Genomic DNA, 14,604 nt, shown 5'->3' on the forward strand with positions numbered 1-14,604 from the left:
CGCGGCTCACGGCGCGGCGCGCGCGATGCCGCCATCGGGCGCGGGCGAGGCCGGCGTGGCCAGGCGGCTGGCGCGGCCGCCTTGCTCGACGGTGACGGCGTCGGCGCCGATGTTCTTGAGCACGATGCCGGGCGCGACCTCGTCGCCGACGCGCCAGGCCAGCGGCGGGCCGCCATCGACGCTGAAGACCGCGGCGCCGTCGGGGCCGGCCGCGATCACGCCCAGCACGCTGATCTGCGTGCGCAGCGCTTCATCGCGGCCGAACCACAGCGCCACCGGCGTGTTGTCGGCGGCGCGCGGGGCGGGCGCCGAGACCGCGGCGGGCAGGGCGGCCGGCGCGGGCGCCAACAGTATCGCGCCCCACACCCCCAGGCCGGCGGCCAGTGCCAGGATGGCAAGGACACGGAACGCGGCGGGGGCGGCGGGCAGGGACGGGCGCAAAGACAGGGGCATGGTCGGGCGATGGCGGTACGGCGGGAATGCGCCCGACTCTAGCAGCCGATCATGACAACCGCGCGATGGCACGCCGCATCGGGCGCTTCGGCCAGGCGCAGGCAGGCACCTTCCTGTTGCGGTCTGTAGCGCTGCAGAAAAAAAACCTGATCCATCGATCAACGATTCCTTTCTTCGCTTCATGGGTCTTTCACCTTGCGTCGCCACTATGTGGGCCACCCACAAAGCGGGTTTCGAAAGGGAAAGAGCATGCAGTTATTGAAGTGGAAGCGCTGGTGCGCCGCGCTGGCGGCCCTGGGCGCGCTGGCCGGCTGTGGCGGCGACGACGACAAGGACGACGACACGGCGGCGCCGCCGACCGTGCAACCGGGCAGCGGCGCGAACGCCAAGGTGCTGTTCATCGGCATGGATGGCATCACTTACGATGCCTACCGCCAGGGCATGACGGACAAGTCCCTGCCCAACCTGGCCCAGTTGACGGCGACCCGTTCCTGGACCGGCGGGGTCATCGGCGGCGTGACGCAGCAACCCACGCTGCTGGCGCCGGGCTGGGCCACGCTGCTGACCGGCCAATGGGCCGACCAGCACGGCGTGCGCAGCAACGCGCCGGGCCAGGCGCCCAAGTCGGCCACGCTGTTCCAGCGCATCAAGGCCGCCAGGCCGGCCACGCGCGCCGCGGCGGCCTTCAATTCGTCGCTGCTGGCGGGCCTGGTGGGCGGCGATCGCGATGCCGGCTACCTGCAAAGCCTGACCGACTGTGCCGGCGTCGACGATTGCGTCGCCAGCCAGGCGCGCGACCGCATCACCGAAGGCTATGACGTGGTGGTGGCGCAGTTCGGCGCCGCCGAGCGCGCGGCCGCCAGCGCCGGTTTCGGCGAGGGCTATCGCGCCACCCTGCGGCAGGCCGACAGCGCCATCGGCGCCTTGCTCAAGCAGGTCGCGGACCGCCGCGCCGCCCATCCGGATGAGAACTGGCTGGTGGTGGTGGCTTCCAGCCACGGCCTGGATCGCACCGGCGGCAGCGACGGCCTGCCGCTGTCGCTGAACAAGACCACGTTGCTGGCGCTGAACCGCGCGCCGTTGCTCGGCGGCAGCGCCGACGATGCCGCGGTCGACGGCGTCTGGGACACCGCGTGGTACGGCCTGCCGAGCGCGGCCGACGCGGCGCCGACGCTGCTGGCGCACCTGGGCGCGCTGCCGGCCCCGGGCCAGTACGACATGGCCGGCACCTCGCTGTTCGAAGCGGTGGCGCTGCGCCGCGGCGCCAGCCGCACCTCGATGGACAACAAGAGCGTGTCGCTCAGCTGGAGCCGCGTGGGCACGCCCACCGGCGAGATCGTGATCACGCGCGACGCCAAGGAAATCGCGCGCCTGCCGGGCACCGCCACGGACTACGTCGACACCGGCTTCACCTTCACCACCGAAGGCGTGCACGAGCTGAACTACGCCATCGCGGTGGGCGGCGCCGTCACGGCGGTGCGCGCCACGGTGGTCTACACCGCGCCGGTGCCGCTGCTGCCGTCGCTGAGTTCCGGCCTGACGATGCTGTTCCCGTTCGAAGGCAACCTGACCGACAAGGCCGCCGGCGGCGGCGTGATCACGCCCTATGACGGCGTGCAGGCGCCGGCGTTCGCCGACAAGGGCGTGTTCGGCAAGATGTTCCGCAACGAGCGCGGCGGCGATCCCATCGGCGCCTTCAAGCTGGACTACCCGGCGGGCCTGCTCGACAGCGTCCAGGCGTTCACCATCGGCTTTTGGTACCAGTCCGACGGCACCGCCAACGACCGCTCCATCCTGGGCAACAAGGACTACAACTCCGGCGGCAACCCGGGCATCACCATCGCCCAGTGGGCCGGCCCCGAGCTGCGCTTCAACCTGGCCGGCGGCAGCCGCGTGGACATCAACGGCGTCAAGTTCACGGCCAACAAGCCGGTCTACGTGGCGATGGTCGTCAACAAGACCGCCAAGACCATGGCCGCCTACGTCTACGACACCGAAATGGGCTGGTTCAGCCGCTCGATCTCCACCGGCACCGTCAACTTCGCCCAGATCGCCGGCCTGTTCGGTCCGCACCTGGGACTGAACGAAGACGGCAAGGGCACCTACGGCGTGTGCTGCGCCGGCACCAAGGGGCCCTACACCATGTATTTCGACGACCTGGCCTTCTGGTCGCGCGCCCTGACCGAAGCCGAGGTCAAGTCGCTGGCCATGTCCGGCAAGTCCGTTTCCGAATTGATTCCCTGATGTCCGAGGATAGACACCCCATGAATACCGCCAACCCGATCCTGCGCGCCTGCCTGCGCATGGGCGCCGCCCTGATGGTGGCCGCCGTCCTGACCGCCTGCGGCGGCGACAAGGATGACGACGACGATGCCGGCAACCCCGGCAACCAGCCCGAAACGCCGACCCAGCCGGCCAAGCCCCAGTTGCGTTGCGCGCCCTGACGCCGCGCCTTCTCCAGAATCCAAGGAATAGTATCCGTGACGTCCGCCAAAGACCCGATCCACGCCGGCAAGCGCCGCTTCCTGCGCAACGCCGCCGCCTCGACCGCCGGCCTGACCGCCTTGTCGATGTTCCCGCCCGCCATCCGCCGCGCGCTGGCCATCCCCGCCAACAATCGCACCGGCACCATCAACGACGTCGAGCACGTGGTCATCCTGATGCAGGAAAACCGCTCGTTCGACATGTACTTCGGCACGTTCAAGGGCGTGCGCGGTTTCGGCGACCGCATCACCGTGCCGCTGCCGCAGAACCGCTCGGTCTGGGAACAGACCAACGGCACCCGCGTGGTGCTGCCGTACCACCTGGACAGCACCAAGGGCAACGCCCAGCGCGTGTCCGGCACGCCGCACGACTACCCGGATGCGCAGAACGCCTGGGACGGCGGCCGCCTGTACCAATGGCCGCGCTATAAGCAGAACCAGTCGATGGGCTACTACACCCGCCAGGAGCTGCCGTTCCAGTTCGCGCTGGCCGAGGCCTTCACGCTGTGCGACGCCTACCACTGCTCCTCGCACGGCGGCACCAACACCAACCGCCTGTTCCACTGGACCGGCACCAACGATCCGCTGGCGCAGGGCAACGGCCCTTCGACCCGCAACCAGTGGGACGGCCTGGGCGCCTCGACCATCGGCTGGACCTGGAAGACCTACCCCGAGAAGCTGCAGGAGAACGGCGTCAGCTGGAAGGTCTACCAGAACCTGCCCGACAACTTCACCGACAACCCGCTGGCGGGCTTCCGCCAGTTCCGCAAGGCCTATGAGCTGTCCGGCAACGACCCGACCGCCAGCAACCCCAATCCGCCCGCCTGGACGCCCGCGGCCGACAGCGGCAATCCGCTGTACAAGGGCGTGGCCAACACCATGGCCGGCGACAACGGCCTGCTGCAGTCGTTCCGCGACGACGTGCTGAACGGCTCGTTGCCGCAGGTGTCCTGGATCGTGGCGCCGGCCAACTATTCCGAGCACCCCGGCCCGTCGAGCCCGGTGCAGGGCGCCTGGTACATCCAGGAAACGCTCAACGCCCTGACGGCCAATCCGGACGTCTGGAGCAAGACCGTGCTGCTGATCAACTTCGACGAGAACGACGGCTTCTTCGACCACGTGCCGTCGCCGGCCGCGCCGTCGCTCAACCCGGACGGTTCGATGGCGGGCGCATCCACCATCAACACCGACCTGGAGCGCCACATCAAGCCGTCGCTGCAGGATGCGGCCGACAAGCGCGTCTACGGCCCCGGTCCGCGCGTGCCGATGTACGTCGTCTCGCCCTGGAGCCGCGGCGGCTGGGTCAATTCGCAGGCCTTCGACCACACCTCGGTGCTGCGTTTCCTGGAAGCGCGCTTCGGCGTCAAGGAAACCAACATCAGCGATTACCGCCGCGCGGTGCTGGGCGACCTGACCTCGGCCTTCAACTTCGCCACGCCCAACAGCGAGCAGTTGCCCGACCTGACCATGTGGACCAAGGCCACGGCGGACCAGACCCGCGCCGACCAGCAGGCGCTGGCCCAGGTGCCGCTGCCCGACACCACCACCCAGGCCAAGCCCAGGCAGGAAACCGGCGTGCGTCCGTCGCGCGCCTTGCCCTACGAGATGCACACCAGCGGCCGCGCCCAGCCCGGCAGCAGCGCCATGTGGCTGGTGTTCGCCAACACCGGCAGCGCCGCCGGCGTGTTCCACGTGTACGACCGCCTGCACCTGGACCGCCTGCCGCGCCGCTACGCGGTCGAGCCCAACAAGCAGCTGGAAGGCAGCTGGGACGTGGCCGCCGACGGCGGCAAGTACGACCTGTGGGTGATGGGCCCGAACGGCTACCTGCGCCATTTCGCCGGCGACCTGGCGCTGGCCCGCACCGAAGGGCTGGGCGCGGAAATCCGTGTCTGCTACGACATCGCCAACGGCGACGTCTACACCAGCTTCATCAATAGCGGCACCAGGCCCTGCACCTTCGTCATCACGCCGAACGCCTACTACACCAACAATGAGAAGTGGACGATCACGGTGCCGGCGGGCAGCCAGGTCGAGCAGTCGTGGTCGCTCAAGGCCAGCGGCAACTGGTACGACTTCACGGCGCGCCTGAACGAGGACCCGGCCTACATCCGCCGCTTTGCCGGCCGGGTGGAGACGGGCAAGGCCTCGGTCACCGATCCGGCGATGGGCCAGTAAGGTCCGCCGCGCGGGTGCGGCCGGCAATGGCCGCGCCCGGCGCAACGCCTCGTGTCGCTTCCGCCCGGGAGACGACGCGGGGCGTTGTCGTTAGAGGCGGACCTGCGCCGGCTCTTGCGCGTCACGCGCCCGGAAGGCCGCGGCGCAGGCTTCGCAGATGGCCGTCGTGATGCCCTGGCGGGCGTGCTCGCGCCGCTCCAGCATGCCGATGGCGCGCGCCGCCGGCCCCAGGTCGTCGGGCAGGGGCAGGATGCGCAACTGCGGGCTGTCGCTCCAGTTCGAGCCGTTGATCAACGGCAGCAGCGTCACGCCAACCTCCTGGCGCACCAGCTCGACCAGGGTCTCGATCGCGTTCAGTTCCAGGAACTCGTCCAGCGGCACGGCCAGCCGCCGCAGCAGCCGGTCGATCTGCAGTCCGGTGCGCTGGGTGCGGTCAAAGCGCAGGAAGGGGTTGCCCGCCAGCACCTGGCGCGCGTCGCGCCCGGCGGCCGAGGGCGGGGCGATCACCACCAGCGGTTCTTCATACAGCGGGGTCCAGCGGGTGCTGGCCATCTTGCGGCCGGCCTCCACCAGGAAGGCCGCGTCCAGTTCGCCGTCCTCGACCTTGCCGGCCAGCTCGCTGGCCTTGCCCGACAGGATGCGCACGTCCAGCTTGGGATGCGACTTCTTCATGCCCGACACCACCTTGGACAAGGTGCCCATGCAGGACACGATGCTGCCCACTGAGACCGACCCGGCCAGTTCGCCCGGCACCGTGCGCGGTAGTCGCATGCGGTCGTATAAATCCAGCAAGTGCTTGATTTCCGGCAGCAATTCCCGGCCCGCCGCGTTCAGGATGGCCAGCCGCCCGCTGCGGTCGAACAGCTCGCGCCCCAATTCCGCCTCCAGCGAGCGCATCTGGAAGCTGACGGCGGCCTGCGTCAGGGCCACCTGTTCGGCCGCCTCCGAGAACGAACCATGGTGCGCCACGGCCAGGAAGGTGCGCAGGAATCGGATGGTGCTCATGGGATCAATTCACAAAAATTTCTTTTATTACCGAACAAAAAATCAAATTGATTTAATTAGATCACGGGAGTACCTTCGCCTGCTTACCTCTATGAGACAAGCGCCATGAAATCCTTCGACTGGGTCAACCCGTATCCCTCCATCCGCATCCCGCTGTTCGCGCGCAATGTGGTGTCGACTTCGCACCCGCTGGCCGCCCAGGCCGGCCTGCGCATGCTGCTCAAGGGCGGCAACGCAGTCGACGCCGCCATCGCCGCGGCCGCCACCATCGTGCTGGTCGAGCCGGTCTCCTGCGGCCTGGGCGGCGACTGTTTCGCCATTGTCTGGGACGGCAAGGAACTGCATGGCCTGAATTCCTCGGGCGTGGCCCCGGCCGCCTGGAATGTCGAGTACTTCAAGCGCAAATACGGCGTCGGCGCCGACGGCCTGGCGATCCAGCCCAAGCGCGGCTGGGACGCGGTCACGGTGCCGGGCGTGGTGGCCGGCTGGTCCGCGCTGCACGAAAAGCTTGGCAAGCTGCCCTTCGAACAACTGTTCGAGCCGGCCATCGAGATCGCCGAGCGCGGCTACGCCGTGCCGCCGGTGGTGGCGCACAAATGGGCCGCCGCCGCCAATGAACTGAGCAGCCAGCCGGGCTACGCCCAGGCCTTCATGCCCGAGGGCCGCGCGCCCAAGGTCGGCGAGCACTTCCGCTTTCCGGACGCCGCCTACACGCTGCGACGCATCGCCGCCACCAAGGGCCGTGATTTCTACGAAGGCGAGCTGGCCGAGCGCATCGCCGCCTTCAGCCAGGAATGCGGCGCCGCCATGACGCTGGAAGACCTGCGCGGCTACCGCCCGGAATGGGTCAAGCCGATCTCGCGGTCCTATCGCGGCTACGAGCTGCACGAGATCCCGCCGAACGGGCAGGGCATCGCCGCGCTGATCGCGCTGGGCATCGTCGAGCGCTTCAACATCGCCGACATGCCGGTCGACTCGGTGCAGTCGCAGCACGTGCAGATCGAGGCCATGAAGCTGGCCTTCGCCGACCTCTACAAGTACGTGGCCGACCCGCGCTCGATGGAGGTCACGCCCGAGCAGATGCTGTCGGATGACTACCTGGACAGCCGCGCCAAGCTGATCCGCCTGGACGGGGCCACCCATTTCAGCGCCGGTCGTCCGGCCGCCGGCGGCACCATCTATCTGACCGCCGCGGACGAGAATGGCATGATGATCTCGTTCATCCAGTCCAACTACATGGGCTTCGGTTCGGGCGTGGTGGTGCCGGGCACCGGCATCAGCCTGCAGAACCGCGGCGTCGGCTTCTCGATGGATCCCAAGTCGGCCAACGTGGTCGAGGGTGGCAAGCGGCCGTTCCACACCATCATCCCGGGCTTCCTGACGCGCGGCGGCAAGCCGGTCATGAGCTTCGGCGTGATGGGCGGCGACATGCAGCCGCAGGGCCACCTGCAGACCGTGGTGCGCATGATCGACTACCACCAGAACCCGCAGGCCGCCTGCTGCGCGCCGCGCTGGAAGGTCAACCGCGATTTCTCGCTGGACATCGAGACCAATATGAAGGCTTCCACTATTGCGGGCCTGAAAGACCTGGGGCATGCTTTGAAATCCGTGGACGATCCGTACATGGATTTCGGCGCCGGCCAATTCATCTGGCGCATGTCCGAAAGCGACAACGAGCTCGGCTACGTCGCCGCCAGCGACAGTCGCCGTGACGGCCAGGCCGTGGGTTTCTGACGCGGGCATTGCTGTCACGCATCGCGGCCCGGCCTTGCAGCCGGGCATTGCAGCCACAAGGGGAATAAACACAATGAAACGCTTGACCATGACCTTCGGCGCCAGCGTGCTGGCGCTGGCCGCCGGCGCCGCGTGCGCCCAGAACATCCGCATCGGCCTGCAGGAAGATCCGGACGTGCTGGACCCGCACCGCGCCCGCACCTACGTCGGCCGCATCGTCTTCACCTCGCTGTGCGACAAGCTGGTGGACATCGATCCCAAGCTGCACTTCGTGCCGCAACTGGCCACCTCGTGGTCGTTCAGCCCGGACAACAAGGTGCTGACCTTCAAGCTGCGCGAAGACGCGCTGTTCCATGACGGCAGCAAGTTCGACGCCGCCGCCGCCAAGGCCAACCTGGAACGCGCCATGACGCTGCCCGACAGCCTGCGCAAGGGCGAGCTGGCCTCGGTCGAGAAAGTCGAGGCGCCCGACGCCGCGACGCTGGTGCTGACCCTCAAGCAGCCCGACGCCACGCTGCTGGCGCAACTGTCCGACCGCGCCGGCATGATGCTGTCGCCCAAGTCGTTCGCCGACGCCGACGTGGCCTCGGTCGGCCGCAAGCCGATCTGCTCGGGTCCGTACAAGTTCGTCGAGCGCATCCAGAACGACCGCGTCGTGCTGGAGAAATTCGACCAGTACTACGACGCCAAGGACTACGCCTTCAAGCGCATCACCTTCCTGCCGATCCCGGACACCACCGTGCGCCTGTCGAACCTGCGCGCCGGCGACCTGGACCTGCTCGAGCGCCTGAACCCGTCCGACGCGGCGCAGGTCAAGGGCGACGCCAGCCTGACCTTCGCGCCGGTGGCCGGCCTGGGCTTCCAGCAGTTCATGTTCAACGTCGCCAACGGCAAGCGCGCCGAGGACAATCCCTTCAAGAACAAGCTGGTGCGCCAGGCATTCCAGCTGGCCATCGACCGCAACGCCATCAACGAAGTGGCCGGCGGCGGCATCTTCGAGCCGGCGCAACAGCCGTTCCCGCCCGCCAGCCCCTACCACAGCGACAAGTTCCCCGTGACCAAGCGCGACGTGGCCAAGGCCCGCGCGCTGCTCAAGCAGGCCGGCTTCGAGCGCGTCAAGGCCGAGGTCATGTTCGGCAACAACACCACCACCTCGTCGGTGGCCGAGATGGTCCAGGCCATGGCCTCCGAGGCCGGCTTCGACCTGTCGCTGCGGCCCACCGAGTACGCCGCGCTGCAGAAGGAATCCGCGGGCGGCAACTTCCAGGTGGTGATGCTGGGCTGGTCGGGCCGGGTCGATCCGGACGGCAACATCCACAGCTTCGTGACCTGCAAGGGCGCGCTGAACGACGGCCACTACTGCAACCCGGACGTCGACAAGCTGCTCAACGAGGCCCGCACGGTGCCCGATGAAACCAAGCGCCGCGCCATCTACGACCAGGCGCAGGCGATCATCCAGGACGAGCTGCCCGGCGTGTATAACTACTACCAGCCATGGCCGTTCGCGCTGGCCAAGAAGGTCAAGGGCTTCGTGCCGTACCCGGACGGCATGATCCGCCTGAAGGGCGTGACGTTCGCGCAGAAGTGATCGCGGCGCGGCGGTTCGCCGCCGCGCCCGCCGGCTGCCTGAACGCGGCCGGTCGTTTCCCGCGGCGGCCGCGCGCCGTGCCCTGACGGGCCGGCTCCGTCCGCCGCTTTCGTTCTACGGTTTTCCCTCATGCTCAAACTCATCTTGCGCCGCGTGATCGTCGCGATACCGACCCTGATACTGGTGTCGATGATCGTCTTCATGCTGCAGAAAATCCTGCCCGGTGACGCGGTGCTGACCATGGCCGGCGAAGAGCGCGACCCGGCCGTGCTGGACTACCTGCGCGAAAAATACCGCCTCAACGACCCGCTGCCGGTGCAGTACGTCGCCTGGGCCACCCAGGTGGTGCAGGGCGACCTGGGCAAGTCGCTGCGCACCGACGTGCCGGTGACCACCCTGATCGGCCAGAAGCTGCCGGTCACGCTGCAACTGGCCGCCATGGCGATGTTCTTCGCGCTGCTGATCGGCATTCCCATGGGCATCGTCGCGGCGGTGCGCAAGGGCAAGCCGGTCGAGATGGGCGCCAACATCGCGGCGCTGTCCGGCATGTCGATACCCAATTTCTGGCTCGGCATCATCCTGATCATGGTGGTGTCGGTGCAGTGGAAGCTGCTGCCGGCATCCGGCTACGTGTCGCCGACCGAGGACTTCTGGCTGTCGATCAAGACCATGCTGATGCCGGCGCTGGTGCTGTCCACGGCGATCGCCGCCTACCTGATGCGCCACACCCGCTCGGCCATGCTCGAGGCCCTGTCGGCCGACTACGTGCGCACCGCGCGCGCCAAGGGCGTGTCGCCGCGCCGCGTGGTGCTGCGCCATGCGTTGCGCAATGCCCTGATGCCGATCGTCACGCTGGTGACGCTGCTGTTCGGGGAACTGATGGCCGGCGCCGTGCTGACCGAACAGGTCTTCACCATCCCGGGCTTCGGCAAGCTGGTGGTCGACGCCGTCTTCACGCGTGACTACGCGGTGGTGCAGGGCGTGGTGCTCTGCGTCGCGGTGGGCTTCATCCTGATGAACCTGCTGGCCGACATCCTGTACATCCTGGTCAATCCCCGTCTGAGGCACGCATGAGCGCACTTCCCGCAACGGCCGCCGCCGTCACGCCGCCCCGCAGCCGCAGCCGCGCCTGGGCCAAGTTCAAACGCAACCACGTTGCCATGCTGGGCCTGGGCATCGTGCTGTTCTTCGTGCTGGTGGCGCTGGTGGCGCCGCTGGTCGCCAACCACGACCCGTTCCAGACCAGCTTCACCACCATCCGCAAGGCGCCGTCGGCCTCCTACTGGCTGGGCACCGACGAGCTTGGCCGCGACATCTTCAGCCGCATGGTCTATGGCGCCCGCGCCTCGCTCATGGCCGGCCTGGTGTCGGTGCTGATCGCGCTGGTGGTGGGCGTGCCGTTCGGGCTGGCCGCCGGTTACTTTGGCGGCTGGACCGACAGCTGCATCTCGCGCGCCACGGAGGCGCTGCTGGCGATCCCGTTCCTGATCCTGGCCATCGCGCTGGCCGCCTTCCTCGGCCCCAGCCTGACCAACGCCATGATCGCCATCGGCGTGTCGGCCGCGCCCAAGTTCATCCGGCTCACGCGCGGGCAGGTGCTGGCGGTCAAGAGCGAGGACTACGTGCAGAGCGCCCGCGCGCTGGGCGCCTCGGACCTGCGCATCATCTGCCGCCACGTCTTCCCGAACGTCATGCCGCCCCTGATCGTGCAGGCCACCATTACCATCGCCACGGCCATCATCGCCGAGGCCAGCCTGTCGTTCCTGGGCCTGGGCCTGCAGCCGCCGAACCCATCGTGGGGCTCGATGCTGAACACCGCCAAGAACTTCATGACCCAGGCGCCCTGGATGTCGATCTTCCCCGGATCGGCCATTTTCCTGGTGGTGCTGGGCTTCAATCTGCTGGGCGACGGGCTGCGCGACGCGCTGGATCCCCGTCAGGACAAGTAATCATCATGGCAACCATGGACCCAAAACGCGTCGTCCAGGTCAACGACCTGACCGTGCGCTTCAAAACCCCCGAGCGCGTCGTCGAAGCGGTGCGCAACGTGTCGTTCCACGTCGACCGCGGCGAAACCCTGGCGATCGTGGGCGAGTCCGGCTCGGGCAAATCGGTCACCTCGCTGGCGCTGATGCGCCTGGTGGAATACGGCGGCGGCCGCATCGTCAACGGCGGCATGCTGCTGCGCCGGCGCAACGGCGACGTGCTGGACCTGGTCAACGCGCCCGACAGCACGCTGCAACGCGTGCGCGGCGCCGACGTGGCCATGATCTTCCAGGAGCCGATGACCTCGCTCAACCCCAGTTTCACGGCCGGCAACCAGATCGCCGAGGCCCTGCAACTGCACCAGGGACTGGACGCGGCCGCGGCGCGCGCCGAAACGCTGCGCATGCTGGAGCGGGTGCGCATCCCGGAAGCCCGCGCCATTCTCGACCGCTATCCGCACCAGTTGTCCGGCGGCATGCGCCAGCGCGTCATGATCGCGATGGCGCTGTCCTGCAAACCGCAGCTGCTGATCGCCGACGAACCCACCACGGCGCTGGACGTCACCATCCAGGCCCAGATCCTGCAACTGATCCGCCAGTTGCAGGAAGAAATGGACATGGGCGTCATCTTCATCACCCACGACATGGGCGTGGTGGCCGAAGTGGCCGACCGCGTGCTGGTCATGTACCGCGGCGACAAGGTCGAGGAGGGCGGTTCCGACGACGTCTTCGCCCGTCCCCGGCATGCCTACACCCGCGCGCTGCTGTCGGCCGTGCCGCGCCTGGGCGCCATGCATGGCACCGACGAGCCGGCGCCGTTCCCGCTGCTCAAGGTCGAAGAGGCCGCGCGCCAGGCCGAGCCGGCCGCCGCCCCGGTGGCGCAGCCGTCCACCGTGCGCCGCGACAACGGCCCGGTGCTGAAGGTGCGCGACCTGACCACCAGCTTCGACATCACCGGCGGCATCTTCGGCCGGGTGCAAAAGCGCGTGCATGCGGTCGAAAAGGTCAGCTTCGACCTGTATCCGGGCGAGACCCTGTCGCTGGTGGGCGAATCCGGCTGCGGCAAGACCACCACCGGCCGTTCGCTGCTGCAACTGGTCAAGAGCAAGAGCGGCACGATCGAGTTCGACGGCCAGAACATCGGCGCGCTGCGCGGCAGCGCCATGCAGACGCTGCGCCGCCACATCCAGTTCATCTTCCAGGATCCGTTCGCCTCGCTCGACCCGCGCATGACGGTCGGCTATTCCATCATGGAACCGCTGCTGATCCACCGCGTGGCCAGCGGCGCCAAGGCCCAGGAACGGGTGCGCTGGCTGATGGACAAGTGCGGCCTCGCGCCCGAGATGATCGACCGTTATCCGCACGAGTTCTCGGGCGGCCAGCGCCAGCGCATCTGCATCGCGCGCGCCCTGGCGCTGAACCCCAAGGTGGTGATCGCCGATGAATCGGTGTCGGCGCTGGACGTGTCGATCCAGGCGCAGATCGTCAACCTGCTGCTCGACCTGCAGCGCGAGTTGGGCGTGTCGTTCCTGTTCATCTCGCACGACATGGCGGTGGTCGAGCGGGTCAGCCACCGCGTCGCGGTGATGTACCTGGGCCAGATCGTCGAGATCGGTCCGCGCCGCGCCATCTTCGAGAACCCGCAGCATCCCTACACGAAGAAGCTGATGGCGGCGGTGCCGATCGCCGATCCGCAGCGCCGCCACCGCGAGCGCTCGCTGCTGGTCGACGAAATCCCCAGCCCGATGCGCAAATTGGGCGACGATCCGCTGGTCGAGCCGCTGGTGCAGGTCGGGGAAGGGCACTACGTCGCGCGCCATTCCGTCGGCGTGTACTGAGCCACTGCCTGATCGCCCGCCGCATCGGCGGCGGGCGGCGGCCGTTGCGCGGGGCCGGCCGCGCCACAGGCGGTATCATGGCGGCCTTCAGTCATTCGCCCCATTCAACGGATTTTCTCGCCATGGCCCTGCGCGCCACTATCTACAAGGCCGACCTCAACGTGGCCGACACCGATCGGCACTACTACGGCAGCCACTCGCTGACGGTCGCCCGCCATCCCTCCGAAACCGACGAGCGCATGATGGTGCGCCTGGTGGCCTACGCGCTGCAGGCCCAGGAAGAACTGGCCTTCACCAAGGGCCTGAGCGACACCGACGAGCCGGACCTGTGGGTCAAGGACCTGACCGGCGCCATCACCCTGTGGATCGAAGTCGGCCAACCCGAAGAACGCCGAATCCTGCGCGCCTGCGGCCGCGCCGAGCAGGTCATCGTCTACTGCTACGGCGGTTCCGCCAGCAAGATCTGGTGGGACGGCGTGCGCAACAAGCTGGAGCGCACCCGCAACCTCAAGGTCATCAACCTGCCATCCGAGCAGACCCGCGCCCTCGCCAATCTGGCCGAGCGCACCATGCAGCTGAACGCCAATATCTCTGACGGGGTGGTGTATTTCTCGGCCGACAAGGGCGAAGTCAGCATCGAGCCCGAAATCTGGCGCTGACGGGTCTCTAGACGACTGGTCTAATAGTTGCTACAGTGCGGCGCATGGATACACCCGCCACACCCGCCGCCCCCTCCGACGTTCGCCAGCACATTCTCGACGTGGCCCGCCCGCTGCTGCTGGCGCGGGGCTATACGGCCGTCGGCCTGGCCGAGGTGCTGGCAGCCGCCAAGGTGCCCAAAGGCTCTTTCTACCATTACTTCGCTTCCAAGGACGCCTTCGGCGTTGCCCTGCTGGAGGACTACTTCAAGGGCTACCTCGCCTACATGGACGGCCTGATGGCCGGCCCGGGCAACGGCCGTGAACGGTTGGTCCGCTACTTTCACGAATGGCGCGAAACCCAGGGCTGTGAATCGCCGCATAGCCGCTGCCTGGTGGTCAAGCTCGGCGCCGAGGTCTGCGACCTGTCCGACCCGATGCGCACCGTGCTGCAAGCGGGTACCAGGGCCATCACCGAGCGCATCGAACGCGGCATCGAGGCGGGCAGGGCAGACGGCTCGCTGCCGCCGGCACCGGGCGGGCTGGCGCCCGCGATTCTGGCGGCCAACCTGTACGAGCATTGGCTTGGCGCCAGCCTGCTGGCCAAGATCATGCGCAGCCGGCAGCCGCTCGACACGGCCATGGCGGGTTCGCTGCATGCATTGGGCGTGGCGGACGACGAATAATCTCCGGGGCGGGACG

12 protein-coding genes are annotated in these 14,604 nt (G+C 68.0%); 10 read left to right on the forward strand and 2 right to left on the reverse strand.

From position 1 onward, the window contains the following. Positions 1 to 6: 6 nt before the first annotated feature. The gene (locus tag ACUTAG_RS27460; RefSeq protein WP_020927291.1) at positions 7 to 453 is read right to left on the reverse strand and encodes a general secretion pathway protein GspC; all 447 of its coding nucleotides are present in this window, start codon (positions 451 to 453) and stop codon (positions 7 to 9) included. Positions 454 to 702: 249 nt separating this feature from the next. Here ACUTAG_RS27460 and ACUTAG_RS27465 point away from each other — a divergent pair, with 249 nt between their 5' ends. The 3 genes from ACUTAG_RS27465 to ACUTAG_RS27475 are packed head-to-tail and all read left to right on the forward strand — an operon-like array spanning position 703 to position 5,114. Further along, complete coding sequence (locus tag ACUTAG_RS27465; RefSeq protein ID WP_076468887.1) at positions 703 to 2,697, forward strand: alkaline phosphatase family protein; 1,995 nt, start codon at positions 703 to 705, stop codon at positions 2,695 to 2,697. 20 nt (positions 2,698 to 2,717) lie between these two features. After that, entirely contained in the window at positions 2,718 to 2,897 is a 180-nt protein-coding gene (locus ACUTAG_RS27470) for a hypothetical protein (protein ID WP_020927293.1), read from the forward strand. Between the two features lie 36 nt (positions 2,898 to 2,933). Beyond that, positions 2,934 to 5,114, forward strand: a complete 2,181-nt coding sequence (locus tag ACUTAG_RS27475; protein ID WP_054444254.1) for a phosphocholine-specific phospholipase C — start codon at positions 2,934 to 2,936, stop codon at positions 5,112 to 5,114. A 90-nt stretch (positions 5,115 to 5,204) separates the two neighbouring features. Here ACUTAG_RS27475 and ACUTAG_RS27480 read toward each other — a convergent pair whose 3' ends face one another. Further along, positions 5,205 to 6,119, reverse strand: coding sequence for a LysR family transcriptional regulator (locus tag ACUTAG_RS27480; RefSeq protein WP_049050962.1), 915 nt, complete (start codon positions 6,117 to 6,119; stop codon positions 5,205 to 5,207). A gap of 105 nt (positions 6,120 to 6,224) precedes the next feature. Between ACUTAG_RS27480 and ggt the strand changes: the two genes are divergently transcribed. From ggt to ACUTAG_RS27515, 7 genes are all read left to right on the forward strand, one after another. Continuing rightward, positions 6,225 to 7,853, forward strand: coding sequence for a gamma-glutamyltransferase (gene ggt / locus ACUTAG_RS27485; RefSeq protein WP_006387462.1), 1,629 nt, complete (start codon positions 6,225 to 6,227; stop codon positions 7,851 to 7,853). A 73-nt stretch (positions 7,854 to 7,926) separates the two neighbouring features. Then, complete coding sequence (locus tag ACUTAG_RS27490) at positions 7,927 to 9,441, forward strand: ABC transporter substrate-binding protein (protein WP_006387464.1); 1,515 nt, start codon at positions 7,927 to 7,929, stop codon at positions 9,439 to 9,441. A 129-nt stretch (positions 9,442 to 9,570) separates the two neighbouring features. Beyond that, positions 9,571 to 10,515, forward strand: coding sequence for an ABC transporter permease (locus ACUTAG_RS27495; RefSeq protein ID WP_006387465.1), 945 nt, complete (start codon positions 9,571 to 9,573; stop codon positions 10,513 to 10,515). Continuing rightward, on the forward strand, positions 10,512 to 11,390 hold the full coding sequence (locus ACUTAG_RS27500) for an ABC transporter permease (protein ID WP_006387466.1): 879 nt from the start codon (positions 10,512 to 10,514) through the stop codon (positions 11,388 to 11,390). The genes ACUTAG_RS27495 and ACUTAG_RS27500 overlap by 4 nt, the downstream gene beginning before the upstream one ends. 14 nt (positions 11,391 to 11,404) lie before the next feature. Further along, entirely contained in the window at positions 11,405 to 13,264 is a 1,860-nt protein-coding gene (locus ACUTAG_RS27505) for a dipeptide ABC transporter ATP-binding protein (RefSeq protein ID WP_148319479.1), read from the forward strand. 122 nt (positions 13,265 to 13,386) lie between these two features. Then, positions 13,387 to 13,923 carry a YaeQ family protein gene (locus ACUTAG_RS27510; protein WP_006387468.1) on the forward strand — a complete coding sequence of 179 codons (537 nt, stop codon included), beginning with the start codon at positions 13,387 to 13,389 and terminating at the stop codon, positions 13,921 to 13,923. A gap of 44 nt (positions 13,924 to 13,967) precedes the next feature. Further along, on the forward strand, positions 13,968 to 14,588 hold the full coding sequence (locus ACUTAG_RS27515; RefSeq protein WP_148319452.1) for a TetR/AcrR family transcriptional regulator: 621 nt from the start codon (positions 13,968 to 13,970) through the stop codon (positions 14,586 to 14,588). Positions 14,589 to 14,604: the final 16 nt, after the last annotated feature.

This window comes from Achromobacter sp. CSND-B12 (genome assembly GCF_052906545.1).

Coding starts and splice junctions, on each gene's coding strand:
- ACUTAG_RS27460 (WP_020927291.1), bottom strand. CDS start 453: ATGCCCCTGTCTTTGCGCCCGTCCCTGCCCGCCGCCCCCGCCGCGTTC.
- ACUTAG_RS27465 (WP_076468887.1), top strand. CDS start 703: ATGCAGTTATTGAAGTGGAAGCGCTGGTGCGCCGCGCTGGCGGCCCTG.
- ACUTAG_RS27470 (WP_020927293.1), top strand. CDS start 2,718: ATGAATACCGCCAACCCGATCCTGCGCGCCTGCCTGCGCATGGGCGCC.
- ACUTAG_RS27480 (WP_049050962.1), bottom strand. CDS start 6,119: ATGAGCACCATCCGATTCCTGCGCACCTTCCTGGCCGTGGCGCACCAT.
- ggt (WP_006387462.1), top strand. CDS start 6,225: ATGAAATCCTTCGACTGGGTCAACCCGTATCCCTCCATCCGCATCCCG.
- ACUTAG_RS27490 (WP_006387464.1), top strand. CDS start 7,927: ATGAAACGCTTGACCATGACCTTCGGCGCCAGCGTGCTGGCGCTGGCC.
- ACUTAG_RS27495 (WP_006387465.1), top strand. CDS start 9,571: ATGCTCAAACTCATCTTGCGCCGCGTGATCGTCGCGATACCGACCCTG.
- ACUTAG_RS27500 (WP_006387466.1), top strand. CDS start 10,512: ATGAGCGCACTTCCCGCAACGGCCGCCGCCGTCACGCCGCCCCGCAGC.
- ACUTAG_RS27505 (WP_148319479.1), top strand. CDS start 11,405: ATGGACCCAAAACGCGTCGTCCAGGTCAACGACCTGACCGTGCGCTTC.
- ACUTAG_RS27510 (WP_006387468.1), top strand. CDS start 13,387: ATGGCCCTGCGCGCCACTATCTACAAGGCCGACCTCAACGTGGCCGAC.
- ACUTAG_RS27515 (WP_148319452.1), top strand. CDS start 13,968: ATGGATACACCCGCCACACCCGCCGCCCCCTCCGACGTTCGCCAGCAC.